Here is a 14,635-nt window from a genome sequence, read left to right as displayed (position 1 = left end):
CCGCCGCCACCGTAGACCCGAACCGGTACCGGTCCGGGACCGTCACGTCCGGGCCAGGTGGCGCCCCCCCGTCCCCCGTCAACCACCGGCCTCGGACGCCCCCTCTTACACCCAAACAGTACGTGACCAATGTCGCACATGCAAGAGTGACCGATGTCGCAGGGGTGACGGCGAGCCGGAGGCGCGGCTGCGCTCAGCGGCGGTCGTCGCCGCCGGTGACCTCCGCCGCGGGCCCGACGATCAGCGGGTCGGGACGGCCGATCAGGTCGTGATCCTTGCCGTCGTAAGGGAACCGGTTGAGGACGTAGCGCATCGCCTCAAGCCGACCCCGCTTCTTGTCGTTGCTCTTCACGACCGTCCACGGCGCTTCGGGGGTGTCGGTGGCCAGGAACATCCGTTCCTTGGCGGTGGTGTACTGGTCCCACCGGTCCAGCGACGCCAGGTCCATGGGCGACAGCTTCCACTGGCGGACCGGGTCCACCTGGCGGATCACGAACCTGGTGCGCTGCTCGGCGCGCGACACGGAGAACCACAGCTTGATCAGGTGCACGCCGGAGCTGACGAGAAGCGCCTCGAGCTGCGGCGCTTGGACGAGGAACTCCTCGTACTGGTCGTCGGTGCAGAACCCCATCACCCGCTCCACCCCGGCCCGGTTGTACCAGGACCGGTCGAACAGGACGATCTCGCCGGCGGCGGGTAGGTGGGCGATGTAGCGCTGGAAATACCACTGTGTCCGTTCCCGCTCGGTGGGCTTTTCCAGTGCGACGACCGAAGCGCCCCTCGGGTTGAGGTGCTCCATGAACCGCTTGATGGTGCCGCCCTTCCCGGCGGCGTCGCGGCCCTCGAAGAGGATGACCAGCCGACCGCCGGTGTCTTTCAACCAGCGCTGAAGATTGAGCAGCTCGATCTGCAGGTGCCGCTTGGTCGTCTCGTAGTGGTCGCGGCCGAGGCGTTCCGAGTAGGGGTAGTGCTCCTTCCACGTCGACACCGGCTGGCCATCAGGGCCGTAGAGGACCGGGTCGTCGTCGTCGTCCTCCCCGACGTAGTACCCCTCGAGGTCGGAAAGGAGATCGGTCATCGGTCCCTCTTGTAGCCGTTGGCGCTCAGAGTAGGGCGGCGCCGCGGTGGGTACGAGAGGAGGATGGCCGAGAGCGACGACAAGCGGTGGGCGGAGCGGGCTGACGAGCTGCTCCCCGAGGAGAAGGCCGCTGGCAGCGACGACCCCGGCGCGCAGGCCGCGGCGATCCTCGAGGACTCCGACCGGCGGGAAGCCACCCGCGAAACCGACCCGGGGGACCAGGAGCACCGCAGCACCGCTGACTGACCGGCGCCGGCCGGCCAGCTACCGGGGTTCGAGAGGGACGCCATCGACGCGGTCGACGGTCGCGAACTCTGGGACCGGCCGCCGGCGCAGCTTGGTGGGCCGCCGGACCGGGTGACCGAGGGCCACCATCGCGGCCAACGCCATCGACGCCGGAGCGCCGAGGAGGTCGCGGACCTGCGCTTCGCGCGCCGTCAGCATGGTGGTGATCACCCCGCCCAGGCCGTGCTCGCCGGCGGCGAGGAGAATGCTCCACACAAACGGGTACACCGACGCGCCGCCCACCAGCGTGTAGCGATCCAGGTCCCGGTCGACCGCCGCCAGGGACCCCAGGTCGGCGAACACCGCCAAGAGGACCGGCACGCGCTCGAGGTGCTCGGCCATCCCGCCAGGCCCGGCCGCGGCCCGGGCGGCTATTTCCGGCGCGGCCTCCTTCGCCTTCGCCTCCTGTTCGCGGTCGGCGAGCGGCGACCAGGCGACCAGCCCGGCGGCACCCATGGCCAGGTAGTCGTACCAGCCCGGCAGGTACAGGTCCCGGAGGGCGGCCTTGGTGGCCGGGTCCTCGACCAGCACCACCCGCCACGCCTGGCGGTTGCCGCCGCTCGGAGCGAACCGGGCGGTGTCGAGGATCGCGGCGACGGTGTCGCGGCTCACCGGCTCGTCGGTGAACTCCCGTACCGCGGGTGTCGCCCGCAGCGCCTGGCGCAGGTCGGTCATCGACCGGTCAGCCTCCCACCACGGCCCGGCGGCGCAGCGCCAGCTCGTCGGGGGGGCAGCGCGTCACGCGGGCGAGGCGCAGGAGATGGTGGGCGAACAGCCAACCCTGGCGCAGCGACGCCTTGGAGTGCCCGGCGTGGCGGCGGTCGAAGCGGTACGAGACGTTGCCCACCTGCTGCCAGTCGCCGCGCGCGATCACCTCGAGGAGGATCTTGAACCCGTTCGGCTGCAGGTCCACTCCGTCGAGGCTCCCGCGGTCGAACGCGAAAAGCCCGCTCATCGGGTCGCGGAGGACCCGGGAGCGGGGGATCACGGCGTGGACCAGCCGGCGGCTCGAGGATGCGACCAGCCGACGCCAGGGGCCGGCCAGACCGCCGCGGTCGCCGGCTGCGGCGTAACGGTTCCCTGACACCAGGTCGGCTTCGCCGGCCATGATCGGTGCCAGGAGCCGGGGGATGACCTCCGGCGGGTGCTGCAGGTCGGCGTCCATCACCGCGACGGTGCGGCCGCGGGCCACCTCGAACCCGTCCCGGACCGCTCCGCCGAGCCCGCCGGGACGGTTGCCGGCCCGGCGATGGTGCAGCGCGACGGGGTGGCCGGCGTCGACCTGGGCCTGGATGGCTGCGGGGGTGGCGTCGTCGGAGTCGTCGACGAAGATGACCTCCCAGGTCAGGTCCGGTCCCAGGTCGCGCCGGAGGGCGGCTCCGAGCCGCTCGACTAGGAGCGCGATGTTGGGCGCCTCGTTCCGGGTCGGCACGACGACCGACACCTGCACCTCGTCATCTCCGGGAACCTCGGCTGCCAGTGCCACTCACCACTCCTCGGCGGGCGTCGGGCCCGCGTCCGTTCGCATGCCCGGGGCGGCGCCGGCGGGCAGCGGGCCTAGCATAGGGACCCGGCGGTCACGGCGGAGGTCTACCGCCGCGGGGAGCGTCTCCCCGCGGGCCCGGCCGGCCCGGGGGCGAAGCTCAGCGGCGAGGCTCAGCGGGGCGGTCGGGAGGAGCGCGCCACCCGCCCGTCGTTGACGGTGACGCCTTCGGCTCGCAGCCGGCGGGCCTGGTCGGCTTCCTTGCCCGGCGCCAGACGGCCGTCGGCGTACACCACCCGCCACCAGGGGAGCGGTCCGGTCCCACCGGCGAGGACCGCGCCGACGCCGCGTCCCGCCCCCGGGTAGCCGGCCTGCGCGGCGACGTCGCCGTAGGACACCACCTCGCCGGCGGACAGCCCGGACACGACCGCGATGACCCGCTCTTTGAACCCTTCTGGCATCAGGTCCTCCCCGGTCGGCTGTCAGCCGCCGGACACCAAGGTGTCGGCGCCGGCGGGCGGAGACGGGTCGTCGAGGGTGTCGAGCCACCCGGCCGGCAGCGCCACGGGGCGCGGGCCGTTGGTGTGGCCCCGCGCCAGGCGCTGCGCGCCCGGCGGCAGCTCCAGATCGGGGTCCACGCCGGCGAGGAGGCGCCCCATTTCCTCGAGGGTCGTGATCCGGGCCAGCGCGCCGCGGAGGGCGGCACCGACCGGGAAACCGGTCAGGTACCAGCCGACGTGCTTCCGGAAGTCCCGGATGCCCCGGTCGGGGCCCAGGTGCTCGCCCAGGAGTCGGGCGTGCTCGGCCATGACCGCCGTCACCTCCCCGAAGCGGCGGGGAGGGGCGGGCTGCCCGCCAGCGAACACCGCGTCGAGGTCGGCGAAGAGCCACGGGCGCCCCAGGCAGCCCCGGCCGACGACCACACCGTCGCAGCCGGTGGCGGCCATCATGGCGAGGGCGTCGCCGGCTTCCCAGATGTCGCCGTTGCCGAGCACCGGGATGGTGCTGATCGCGGCTTTGAGCTCCCCGATGGCCTCCCAATCGGCGGTGCCGGCGTAGTGCTGGTAGGCGGTGCGGGCGTGGAGGGCCACCGCCGCGACCCCCTCCTCCTCGGCCGTCAGGCCGGCTTCGATGGCGGTTCGGTGGGCGTCGTCCAGGCCGATGCGCATCTTCACCGTGACCGGCACCCGGCCCGCGGCGCGCACCGCGGCCCGCACGACGTTGCGGAACAGCACGCGGTGCAAGGGGAGCGCCGCCCCGCCGCCTTTGCGGGTGACCTTCGCCGCCGGGCAGCCGAAGTTGAGGTCGACGTGGTCGACGCCGATGTCGTCGACCAGCCGGCGCACCGCGCTGGTCATGACGGCGGGGTCGACGCCGTAGAGCTGGGCGCTGCGGACCTGCTCGCCGGGCGCGGGCGCCAACATCCTCAGGGTCCGTTCGTTGCCCTCCACCAGGGCCCGGGCGGTGATCATCTCGCTGACGTACAGGCCGCCGCCGTAGCGCCGGCAGAGCTGACGGAACGCCGCGTTGGTCACCCCGGCCATCGGCGCCAGGACCACCGGCGGCTCCACCGGCAGCGGCCCGATCTGCAGCGCCCGCCCAGTCGTGGCCGCAGTGCCGGTCGCTGCCGCAGTGCCGGTCATCGCCACAGTGTCCGCCATTCGACGCCGATATCGGCGAGGAGGCGGCGCAGGAGCGGCAGCGACAGGCCGATCACGTTGCTCGGGTCGCCCTCGACCCGCTCGACGAAGGCCGCGCCGTAGCCGTCCAGGGTGAACGCCCCGGCCACCTCGAGGGGTTCGCCGGTCCCCACGTAAGCCGCGATGGTTTCGTCGTCGATGTCGGCGAAATGGACCGCGGTCCGGGCGACGGCGCCGGCCCGGCGGCCCGACGCCGCGTCGATCACGTGATGGCCGGTGGCCAGCACCCCGGCACGGCCCCGCTGGCGGCGCCAGCGGGCGGTCGCTTCTTCCGCGGTGTGGGGCTTGCCCAGGGCCACGCCGTCGAGGACGAGCGTCGAGTCGGCGCCGACCACCAGTCCCTCGGAGCGCCGGGCGGCGACCGCCTCGGCCTTGCGCTGCGCCAGGATCGCCACCATCGCGTCGGGGTCGAGCTCGTCGACAGCGTCCTCGTCGACGCCGCTGACCTCGACCAGCGGGTCGATCCCGGCGGCGTGGAGCAGCCCCAACCGGCCGGGTGAGGCCGACGCCAAGACCAAGCGGGGGGAGAGCACCCGACCATGTTGGCAGCCGCGGTGGCGAACGTGTGTTCGTTGCGGATGGTAGCGTCGGGGGGTGGTCTACACCGTGGGCAACCAGGCTGACAGCGGGGCAGACGCCCGCGGAGCCCACCTGGCCGCCGACCGCGAAGAGGCCGCCGGCGGCGACGAGGCGGCTTGGGCCGGCGGCCTGAACCCGCAGCAGCGCGCCGCGGTCGACCACGACGGCGGGCCGCTGGTCATCCAGGCCGGGGCTGGCACCGGCAAGACCGCGACGCTGGTCGCCCGGGTGGCCCGGCTCCTAGAGGGCGGCGTGGCCGGGGAGCGGATCTTGCTGGTCACGTTCAGCCGGCGGGCGGCGCAGGAGATGATCCGCCGGGTCGGGGCGCTGACCGACCCGGCGCTGGCCCGGGGCATCCACGCCGGCACCTTTCATGCCGTGGCCCACCGGGTGCTGCGCCGCCACGGCCGCAGCCTGGGGCTCGGAGAGGGATTCACCGTCTTGGACCAAGCCGACGCCGCAGAGCTGGTCAAGCTGGTCCGCGCCGAGGTGGTGGAGGAGTCGAGCCGCCAGGGTCCCCGCCGGCGCTTCGCCCGGGCCGACACGGTGCTGAGCGTGTACTCCCGGGTGGTCAACGCCCAAGTGCCCGTCGACGAGGCGGTCAGGACCTGGTTCCCGTGGTGCGGCGAGGACATCGACGGGCTGCGGGAGATCTTCCGCGGCTACACCGAGCGCAAGCGGGCCGGTTTCCTGCTCGACTTCGACGACCTTTTGCTCTACTGGCGAGCCGCGCTGGCCGACCCGTCGCTCGGGCCGGTCCTGGCCGGCGCCTACGACCACGTGCTCGTCGACGAGTACCAAGACACCAACCTCGTGCAGGCCGCCATCCTCCGACACCTCCGAAGCGACGACGACCGCCTGACCGTGGTCGGCGACGACGCCCAGGCGATCTACTCGTTCCGGGCGGCCAACGTCCGCAACCTGCTCGACTTCGAGCGGGACTGGCCCGGCGCGACCACGGTGACCCTCGAGCACAACTACCGCTCGACCCAACCGGTCCTAGACCTAGCCAACGCGGTGGTCGCCGGACTGTCGGAGGGTCGGCCCAAGCAGCTGTGGAGCGACCAGCCCGGCGGGGCCCGCCCGATCCTGGCGACCTGCCCCGACGAGGCCGCCCAGGCCGACGCAGTGTGCGACACGCTCCTCGAGTACTACGAGCGGGGGGTGCTGCTGCGGGCCCAGGCGGTCCTTTTCCGCACCGGCCATCACTCCGACCTGGTAGAGGTCGAGCTGCGCCGCCGGCGCATCCCTTTCGTGAAGTACGGCGGCCTGCGCTTCCTCGAGGCGGCCCACGTGCGGGACCTGGCTGCGTTGCTGCGGGTCCTCGACAACCCGTGGGACGAACTGGCCTGGCCGCGCGTGCTCGGCCTGGCCGACGGCGTCGGGCCGGCAGCGACCCGCCGGCTGCTCGAGGCGCTCGGCGTCCGCCCGCGCCGCGACGGGGACGGGTCCGGGGACGCCGACCCGCTGCAGCGCTTCGTCGGGGGCACCAGACCGGCGCCGGGCCGGGCCGGCGGCGACTTGGATGCGCTGGCCGCGGGCCTCGCCGACTGCCGGGGGGAGCTACCCCCCGGAGCCCAGGTCGAGCGGCTGCGCGAGATCCTCGACCCGATGATCCGGCGCCGCTACGACCACGCCGAGGTCCGCCTCCGAGACTTCGACCAGCTGGCCCGCCTGGCCGTCGGGTCGCCTTCGCGGGCCGCGCTGCTGGCCGACCTGACCCTCGATCCGCCGTCCGCCACCGGCGACCTGGCCGGCCCGCCCCTCCTCGACGACGACTACGTGGTCCTCTCGACGGTGCACTCGGCGAAAGGCGGAGAGTGGGACGTCGTCCACGTCATTCACGCCTCGGACGGCAACTTCCCCTCCGACATGGCGACAGGAGACCAGGCGAGCATCGACGAGGAGCGGCGCCTGTTTTACGTCGCGCTGACCAGGGCCCGCCGCCACCTCCACGTGTACGCCCCGCTGCGCTACCACTTCGGCGGCCAGTCCGGGAGGGGCGACCGCCACGGGTACGCGCCGCGCACCCGGTTCTTGCCGCCCGAGTTGGATCACCTCCTCGAGCATCGGGCCGTGCGCTCGGCGACCGAGGACGTGGCGCCGGCCGCGGGGGTCGTGGCACTGGCGGACACCGTGGCCCGGGATCTCAGCGGTCTGTGGTGACCCCGTCGCGCTGCCTGCCGACGGCGACGGACACGCCGGGGGTGTCGAGGTCGTTGGCGACTCGGTGGTCGAGCAGCCGGCCCCGGCTGCGGACCAGCCGGAGGGCGCTGGTCAGCACCAGCCCCCCGAGGACGTTGCCGACCACCACCCACACCACCCACCCGGCCCAGTCGAGGTAGCCGAACGGCGCCCGGCCAGTGTCGAGGGCCACGAACGCCAGCAGCGAGTCGAGCACCGAGTGGAACAGGCGGGTCCCGGCCAGCAAGAACCCGATGGCCACCGACGCGATCAGCTTCGCCGGCTCCGAATCGGTCCCGTTGTGCATCCGGGTCAGGAGGGTGATGGCGGCGCCGGCCAGCACCGCCAGCGCGAAGGACCGGGCGTTGATCCCGGCGCGGATGTAGTAGCCGGCGACCTGGTTGGCGGTGGACCTCAGCTCGGGGAACGCCGTGTCGATGAGCCACGCCACCAGCCAGCCGCCGGCCAGGTTGCCCGCCAGGGTCCCGACCCACATCCGCAGCATGTCCCGGACCCGGGCTTCGCCGGCGGCGACGACGGTGACGGGCACCAAGAACCCCTCGGTGAACAGCTCGCTGTGACCGAGACGCAACGCGATGAAACCGATCGAGAAGGCCAGGCCGCCGAGCAGCGGGTCGCCGGTGCGGTCCTCCACGTATAGGAGGGCGAGCACCCCGAAGGCGACCTCGATCCCGCCCGTCGCGCCGGTCGCCAACAAGTCGGTGGCGCCCCGGCGCAGCCGCGGGCGTCCGTCCTCGACGATCCGGTCGAAGCTGCGCTCGAGCGCCTCTTCTCGAGGGCTGTTGGTCACCGACACCTGCGGCGGTCGTACAGCGTCAGGCTGGGGGGAAGTCACGGCGGGGGTACATACCCTCCTGCGCCGCCGGTGATGCCGGGTCTACTCCTCCGGGGCGAGGAGGAACTTGGAGATCCCGGTCATGTCCATAAGCTGCCTCACCGTCGGCTTCGGGTTGAGAACGGTGACCGACCCCTCCTGCTGCGAGCATCGGCGCCACGCACCGACCAAGGCGCCCAGGCCGCTCGAGTCGATGAACTCCAGCCCGGCCAGGTCCAGGCGGACCCGGAAGCATTCGTCGGCGTACACCGAGTCGAGGGCCTGGCGCAGGACCGGGACGCTCAAGTTGTCCAGTTCCCCTTCCAAGTCGAGGCGCACCGAGCCATCTGACGGTGTGTCCCAGTGGACCTGCAGCCCCCCGAGCGAGAGGGTGAACCCTTCGGCCATTTGGTCGTGTCTCCTCCCGGCCGAATAGGCCCAAGCGCTCCGCTTTCGTACCCGGACCGGGCCGGGGCCAACCGAGGCTCCGGCGCCGAACCGCTATTCCTTGGTGGCCACCTGGTTGGGGACCACGTGCATCCGTGGCTCGAACCGCTCGGTCACGACCTCACCACCGCCTTGCCCTCCGAGGGCGGACAGGGCGTCACGGCATTCCCGGCACGGGCCGTACAACCGCTCGTCGACGGGCTGGTTGCAGCGAGGGCAGTCGAAGTGCAACAAGTCCGGCAGCGCGCTCACCCCGCCGAGGATAGACGCCTCGCGGGGCGGATACGGGTCCTCAGTGGAGCCCGAGAGCGGCGGAGCACGCCGGCCACGCGCCCCACCCGGAGCTGGCCTGCAGCTTCACCGCGGCCTGGTCCTGCATCGCCGGCGGCTCGAGGTCGGGCCGGCCGGGGAAGCCCAGCCCGGACCACGTCGAAGGGCTGAACTGGTAGGCGCCGAAGAATCCGTTGCCGGTGTTCTCCTGGTAGTTGTCGCCCGACTCGCACTCCCGCAGCTGCAGCCACACACCGCCAGACGGGGGCGTGGCGGCCGGGGCCGCCGGGGCCGCCGGGGCCTGGACCGGCGCGGCGACAGCCGGAGCGGGGGCAGGCGCGGCCGGAGCGGCCGGAGCGGCCACTGCCGGGGCGGGCGCAGGAGCCTGGACGATCGCGGTGACCACGGCCACCAGGCCGTTGCCGACCGGGCCGCCCTGCGAGCGGGGCGGCGCCGCGGCCCGAGCCGCGGCGGCCGCCGCGGCCTGAGCCGCCTCCAGCGAACCGAGCCTGGACTGCAAGGCGGCGAGCTTGGTCTGCGCAGCCCCCGCCTCGGCCAGCGCCGCGGCTCGGGCGTTGGCGGCCGCGGTGAGGGCCTGCTGATTGATCCGCTGCTGGGCGGTGACCTCGGCCACGTCGGCCTCCAGCTGCTGCTGCTGCAGGTGGAACTGGTCGACCGAGTCGGACAAGTCGCCGACCGCGACGTTGATGTAGGCGCTCGACACGCCGGGATCCAGCGCCACCGACGGGGTGTCGGCCACCGGGCCGACGGACCCGCCGGTGTAGGACCGCAGGGCGTCCTGGCGCAGCGCCTGCTCGGTCCCGGCCAGCCTGGCCCGGGCCGCGGCCAGCGTGGCCTGGTCGGCGGAGAGCTGCTGAGCGCCGGTCGTGGCGGTCAGGTTGGCCTGATCGAAAGCGCTGGTCAGCTGGTGGATCCGGCCCGCGCTGGCCGCGATCTGCGCCTCGACCGAGGCGATCTGCGACTGGGTGGAGCCGATCGGGTCGGCCCCGGCGGTGGAGGTGGCGAGAAGCACCGGCGCGGCGAACACGACAACGGCGCCCAGAAGGCTCACCATCGTCTGCACTGGGCTGCGAGCGCTGCGCCGATCGGAAGTGCGACGAACGGTGAAGCGGCGACTCGTGCCCCGGCAGGCAGCTGCGCGTGGCAGCGTCCGGTTGGATGCCAAGACCCAGACGACGCTAATGGCTTTGCCGGGGGCGCGCCAGCCCGGAGGGGGCCCGGTACCGTAAAGGTCCGTGCCCGACCCTGGACGCCCCCGCGCCGTGCCCGAGCGAGTGCCTTACGTGGCGTCGCGGCTGCAGGGGCTCGGCACGACGATCTTCGCGGAGATGTCGGCGCTGGCGGGGGCCACCGGCTCGGTCAACCTGGGCCAGGGCTTCCCGGACACCGACGGCCCCTCCGAGGTGTCCGACGCCGCCGTAGAAGCGATCCGTTCGGGCGTCAACCAGTACCCTCCGGGCCCCGGCATGCCGGTCCTGCGCCGCGCCGTCGCCGCCCACCAGGAGCGGTTCTACCGCCAGACCCTCGACCCCGACACCGAGGTGCTGGTCACCGCCGGGGCGACCGAGGCGGTAACCGCCGCGGTCATGGCGCTGTGCGAGACCGGCGACGAAGTGGTGGCTTTCGCCCCGGTCTACGACTCCTATCCCGCGGCGGTCGCGATGGCCGGCGCCCGCCTGGTCACCGTGCCGCTGCGGGCCCCCGACTGGTCGTTCGATCCCGACGAGCTGGCCGCGGCCATCACCCCCCGCACCCGCCTGGTGCTGCTCAACACCCCTCACAACCCGACCGGGAAGGTCTTCTCCGCCGACGAGCTCGACCAGGTGGCCCGCTGCTGCGTCGAGTCCGGCCTCTTGGCGGTCAGCGACGAGGTGTACGAGCACCTGGTGTTCGACGGCACCCACCGGCTGCTGGCCCAGCGGGAGGGAATGACAGATCGGACCGTCACCGTCTCCAGCGCCGGGAAGACCTTCTCCTTCACGGGCTGGAAGATCGGGTGGGCGTGCGGGCCGGCGCCGCTGGTGGCCGCGGTGCGCACCGCCAAACAGTTCATGACCTACGTCAACGGCGCCCCCTTCCAGCCTGCCGTGGCGCTCGGGTTGGGACTTCCCGACGACGTGTTCACCTCCATGGCGGACCGGCTGAGGGCCGGGCGCGACCAGCTCTGCGCCGGGCTGGCCGCCGCCGGTTTCGCCGTCACCCCGCCAGCCGCGACGTACTTCGCGATGGCGGACATCCGCCCGCTCGGGTTCGAAGACGGCGTCGAACTGTGCCGGGCCCTCCCGGAGCGCTGCGGGGTGGTCGCAGTCCCGGCGTCGGCCTTCTACCCCGGAGGCCGCGGCGGCGAGGCGTTCGTGCGGTTCGCGTTCTGCAAGCGGCCCGAGGTCCTAGCCGAGGCGGTCCGCCGCCTCGGGTCCCTGTCGCAGCCAGCGGCGCCGGCGCCGGGACGGCCGCGGGCATGACCGGGTCCGGTACCGCCGCGGGTCCCCGCCGGGCCCGGCACGCATCGCACTGGGGTTCGTTCTCGGTCGACGCCGACGGCGAGCGGGTGCTGCGAGTCGTCGCCCACCCCGACGACCCCAACCCGTCCCCGCTCCTCGACAACATCGCCGCCGCGGCCCGCCACCCCGCCCGGGTGTTCTCACCGACCGTGCGGCGGGGATGGTGGGAGGACGGCCCCGGAGCCGACGAACGTCGGGGCCGGGACGAATGGCTGACCGTCGGGTGGGACGCGGTCCTCGACCGGTTGGCCGCCGAGCTGGAACGGGTCCGCTCGGTTGGCGGGCCCGAAGCGGTCTACGCCGGGTCCTACGGCTGGGCCAGCGCCGGGCGGTTCCACCACGCCCAAAGCCAGCTGCGCCGCTTTTTCAACCTGTTCGGCGGCTCCACCGTGTCGGTCAACACCTACAGCACCGGCGCCGCGGAACGGATCCTCCCCCACGTGGTGGGCAGCGACGAGCAGGTGTGGCGCTCCGCGACCGCGTGGCCGGTCATCGCCGAGCACACCGAGCTGCTCGTCTGCTTCGGCGGCCTGCCCGCCAAGAACGCCGCGGTGTCACCCGGCGGCGTCACCCGTCACACCGTCAAAGACCACCTGGCGGCCGGCGCGGCCCGGGGCCTCGAGATCGTCTCGTTCAGCCCGCTTCGCGACGACGTCGCCGCCGGGCTCGGCGCCCGATGGCAACCGGTGCGTCCCGGCACCGACGTGGCGGTCATGCTGGCGATGGCGCGCGTCCTCGTCGACGAGGGGCTCGCCGACCTCGATTTCTGCGCCACCCACTGCGCCGGGGTCGACCGCTTCGTCGCCGGGCTGGCCGGCGCGACCCCCGATTGGGCGTCGTCGCTGTCGGGAGTGCCCGCCGAGGTCATCACCAGCCTGGCCCGGAGGATGGCGTCCCGGCGGACCCTGGTCACCACCTCGTGGTCGCTGCAGCGGGCGGAGCACGGCGAGCAACCGGTGTGGGCGTCGATCGCGCTGGCCGCCCTTCTCGGCCAGATCGGGCTACCGGGAGGCGGGTTCGGCAACGGGTACTCGTCGCTGGCCGACATCGGCGGCGGCCGCAACCGGGTGCCGTTCCCCAGCCTGCCCGGCGCCGGGCGCCCGGCGCGCAGCTGGATCCCAGTCGCCCGGGTCGCCGACATGCTTCTCGACCCCGGCGGCCGCTACGAGATCGACGGCGAGGCGAGGGTCTACCCCGCCATCGACCTGGTGTACTGGACCGGCGGCAACCCGTTCCACCACCACCAAGACCTCAACCGGCTGCGCCGAGCCCTCCGGCGGCCGGCCACCGTGGTGGTCCACGAGCCGTACTGGACGGCCACGGCCCGCCACGCCGACGTCGTGTTGCCCGCGACCATCACCCTCGAACGCAACGACGTGGCCGTCGGCCGGGGCGACGGCCACGTCACCGCCATGCAGGCCGCGCTGGCGCCTTACGGCTCCGCCCGCAACGACTTCGACATCTTCGCCGGCCTGGCGCGACGGTTGGGCTTCGAGGCGGAGCTGACCGAAGGGCGCGAGGAGGACGGATGGCTGCGTCACCTGTGGGCCCGGTGGAGCCGGAGGCTGTCCGACGCGGGGATGCCCACCATGAGCTTCGACGAGTTCTGGGCCGCGGGGGAGCAGCGCTTCGACGCCGCCGACGACCGGCGGGTGTACCTCTCCGCGTACCGGGCCGATCCCGCCGCCCACCCCCTCGCCACCCCGAGCGGGCGCATCGAGCTGGCGTCGGCGGTCATCGACGGCTACGGGTACGCGGACTGCCCGGGCGTACCGACGTGGATCGAACCCGCGGAGTGGGCCGGCGCCCCCGCGGCGGCGCGCTGGCCGTTGGTGATGGTGGCCAACAACCCCGCCACCCGGCTGCACAGCCAGCTCGACGTCGGGGCGCTCTCCGCCGGGTCGAAGGTCGCGGGGCGCGAGCCGGTGCGGATCCATCCCTCCGACGCCGAGCCACGCGGCGTGAGCACCGGCGACGTGGTCGCAGTATGGAACGACCGGGGCCGCGTCCTCGCCGGCGCGGTGGTGAGCGACGACGTGATGCCCGGCGTCGTGCAGCTGTCGACCGGCGCCTGGTACGACCCCGACGACCCGGCCGCGGACGCTCCCACCTGCGTGCACGGCAACCCCAACGTGTTGACCGCAGACCGCGCCGCGTCCCGTCTCAGCCAGGCGTGCACCGGCCAGCACGCCCTGGTGGAGCTGGCCCGCTTCGATGGGGTGGCACCCCCGGTGAGGGCCCACCAACCTCCGGAGATCAGCGGCGAGGCGTGAAGCGCGGCTACCCAGGCGGCGGGCAGGGCGGCGGCTCCTGAGGCGGGTCGAGGGCAGCTTCTAAGGTGGCGGCCATGGCAGCGAACGAGTTCGGAGACGTCACCGTCGAGATCGGTGAAGACCACGTGGCCACGGTGGAGATGCACCGGCCACCGTCCAACTTCTTCGACACCACCTTGATCCGCAACATCGCCGACGCGTACCGCTGGGTCGACGAAAGCAACGCCGGGTGGGCCATCGTCCTGTGCTCGGAGGGCAAGCATTTCTGCGCCGGCGCCGACTTCCACGGCGCCAGCGACGCCGAACCGCTCGACGCCCAGGGGGCCAGCGCCCTCTACGCCGAGGCGGTCAAGATGTTCTCCAACCAGACGCCGGTGGTGGCCGCGCTCCAAGGCGCAGCGGTCGGCGGCGGACTCGGCGTGGCCTGCAGCGCCGATTTCCGCTTCGCCACCCCCGAGTCCCGCCTGAGCGCCAACTTCGCCCGCCTCGGCTTCCACCAAGGTTTCGGCCTGTCGGTCACCCTCCCCCTGATCGTCGGGCACCAGCGCAGCCTCGACCTGCTCTACACCGGACGGCGCCTGACCGGCGAAGAGGCCCACACCATGGGCCTGGTCGACCGCTTGGTCGCCGCCGACGAGCTGCGGGCCGCGGCCCACGCCTTCGCCCTCGAGATCGCCCAGTCGGCTCCGCTCGCGGTGCGCTCGATCCGCCAGACGCTGCGGGGACAGCTCCCCGCGGCCATCCGAGAGATCACCCGCCACGAGGACGCCGAGCAGGTCCGCCTGCGGGCCACCGCCGACTTCGCCGAGGGGACCGCCGCCTACGGCGAGCGCCGCCCGGCCAACTTCACGGCCAGCTAGGACACTGTTGAACAATTCTCGCTTCGGTGCTCGCGATTTGGGCCCAGACCGTCGAGAATTGTCGGGTGCAAGGACGGAGCGAATCCAACCGTGAGTTGCTCGACGCGGCGGCGCTGTGT

General features: G+C 73.1%; 15 protein-coding genes. 5 read left to right on the top strand and 10 right to left on the bottom strand.

Annotated features, from left to right (window positions below; genetic code table 11):
- Nucleotides 1-193: 193 nt before the first annotated feature.
- Nucleotides 194-1,078 (bottom strand): polyphosphate kinase 2, encoded by an 885-nt coding sequence (ppk2, locus tag K6U06_RS03505; protein ID WP_262320512.1) that lies wholly within the window; start codon nt 1,076-1,078, stop codon nt 194-196.
- Nucleotides 1,079-1,141: 63 nt separating this feature from the next.
- Here ppk2 and K6U06_RS03500 point away from each other — a divergent pair, with 63 nt between their 5' ends.
- Nucleotides 1,142-1,324, top strand: a complete 183-nt coding sequence (locus K6U06_RS03500; RefSeq protein WP_262320511.1) for a hypothetical protein — start codon at nt 1,142-1,144, stop codon at nt 1,322-1,324.
- A gap of 18 nt (nt 1,325-1,342) precedes the next feature.
- On the opposite strand, the gene K6U06_RS03495 is transcribed toward K6U06_RS03500, so the two are convergent.
- From K6U06_RS03495 to K6U06_RS03475, 5 genes are all read right to left on the bottom strand, one after another.
- Nucleotides 1,343-2,038, bottom strand: a complete 696-nt coding sequence (locus tag K6U06_RS03495) for a nitroreductase family protein (RefSeq protein WP_262320510.1) — start codon at nt 2,036-2,038, stop codon at nt 1,343-1,345.
- Between the two features lie 7 nt (nt 2,039-2,045).
- A complete protein-coding gene (locus tag K6U06_RS03490) occupies nt 2,046-2,849 on the bottom strand; it encodes a glycosyltransferase (RefSeq protein ID WP_262320509.1) in 804 nt (267 codons plus the stop codon).
- A gap of 170 nt (nt 2,850-3,019) precedes the next feature.
- Nucleotides 3,020-3,307 (bottom strand): MGMT family protein, encoded by a 288-nt coding sequence (locus tag K6U06_RS03485; RefSeq protein ID WP_262320508.1) that lies wholly within the window; start codon nt 3,305-3,307, stop codon nt 3,020-3,022.
- 21 nt (nt 3,308-3,328) lie between these two features.
- Nucleotides 3,329-4,489 carry a tRNA dihydrouridine synthase DusB gene (dusB, locus tag K6U06_RS03480; RefSeq protein ID WP_262320507.1) on the bottom strand — a complete coding sequence of 387 codons (1,161 nt, stop codon included), beginning with the start codon at nt 4,487-4,489 and terminating at the stop codon, nt 3,329-3,331.
- Entirely contained in the window at nt 4,486-5,079 is a 594-nt protein-coding gene (locus K6U06_RS03475; RefSeq protein ID WP_262320506.1) for a Maf family protein, read from the bottom strand. The genes dusB and K6U06_RS03475 overlap by 4 nt, the downstream gene beginning before the upstream one ends.
- Nucleotides 5,080-5,140: 61 nt before the next feature.
- Here K6U06_RS03475 and K6U06_RS03470 point away from each other — a divergent pair, with 61 nt between their 5' ends.
- Entirely contained in the window at nt 5,141-7,291 is a 2,151-nt protein-coding gene (locus tag K6U06_RS03470) for an ATP-dependent helicase (RefSeq protein ID WP_262320505.1), read from the top strand.
- Here K6U06_RS03470 and K6U06_RS03465 read toward each other — a convergent pair.
- The 4 genes from K6U06_RS03465 to K6U06_RS03450 form a co-directional block, all read right to left on the bottom strand.
- A complete protein-coding gene (locus K6U06_RS03465; protein ID WP_262320504.1) occupies nt 7,275-8,120 on the bottom strand; it encodes a formate/nitrite transporter family protein in 846 nt (281 codons plus the stop codon). The genes K6U06_RS03470 and K6U06_RS03465 overlap by 17 nt on opposite strands.
- 87 nt (nt 8,121-8,207) lie before the next feature.
- Nucleotides 8,208-8,552 carry an STAS domain-containing protein gene (locus K6U06_RS03460; protein ID WP_262320503.1) on the bottom strand — a complete coding sequence of 115 codons (345 nt, stop codon included), beginning with the start codon at nt 8,550-8,552 and terminating at the stop codon, nt 8,208-8,210.
- A gap of 93 nt (nt 8,553-8,645) precedes the next feature.
- Nucleotides 8,646-8,843: a hypothetical protein gene (locus K6U06_RS03455; RefSeq protein ID WP_262320502.1), complete on the bottom strand. Its 198-nt coding sequence runs from the start codon at nt 8,841-8,843 to the stop codon at nt 8,646-8,648.
- Between the two features lie 40 nt (nt 8,844-8,883).
- Nucleotides 8,884-9,936, bottom strand: coding sequence for a transglycosylase family protein (locus K6U06_RS03450; protein ID WP_262320501.1), 1,053 nt, complete (start codon nt 9,934-9,936; stop codon nt 8,884-8,886).
- Between the two features lie 241 nt (nt 9,937-10,177).
- On the opposite strand from K6U06_RS03450, the gene K6U06_RS03445 reads away from it, so the two are divergent.
- From K6U06_RS03445 to K6U06_RS03435, 3 genes are all read left to right on the top strand, one after another.
- Nucleotides 10,178-11,344, top strand: a complete 1,167-nt coding sequence (locus K6U06_RS03445) for a pyridoxal phosphate-dependent aminotransferase (RefSeq protein ID WP_410050981.1) — start codon at nt 10,178-10,180, stop codon at nt 11,342-11,344.
- Nucleotides 11,341-13,656 carry a molybdopterin-dependent oxidoreductase gene (locus tag K6U06_RS03440; RefSeq protein WP_262320499.1) on the top strand — a complete coding sequence of 772 codons (2,316 nt, stop codon included), beginning with the start codon at nt 11,341-11,343 and terminating at the stop codon, nt 13,654-13,656. The genes K6U06_RS03445 and K6U06_RS03440 overlap by 4 nt, the downstream gene beginning before the upstream one ends.
- Before the next feature lie 74 nt (nt 13,657-13,730).
- Nucleotides 13,731-14,516, top strand: coding sequence for an enoyl-CoA hydratase/isomerase family protein (locus tag K6U06_RS03435; RefSeq protein ID WP_262320498.1), 786 nt, complete (start codon nt 13,731-13,733; stop codon nt 14,514-14,516).
- Nucleotides 14,517-14,635 lie beyond the last annotated feature (119 nt).

The organism is Acidiferrimicrobium sp. IK, from assembly GCF_025499425.1.
Taxonomy (GTDB): domain Bacteria; phylum Actinomycetota; class Acidimicrobiia; order Acidimicrobiales; family Palsa-688; genus Acidiferrimicrobium.
This window is presented reverse-complemented; position numbering and strand designations above follow the sequence as displayed.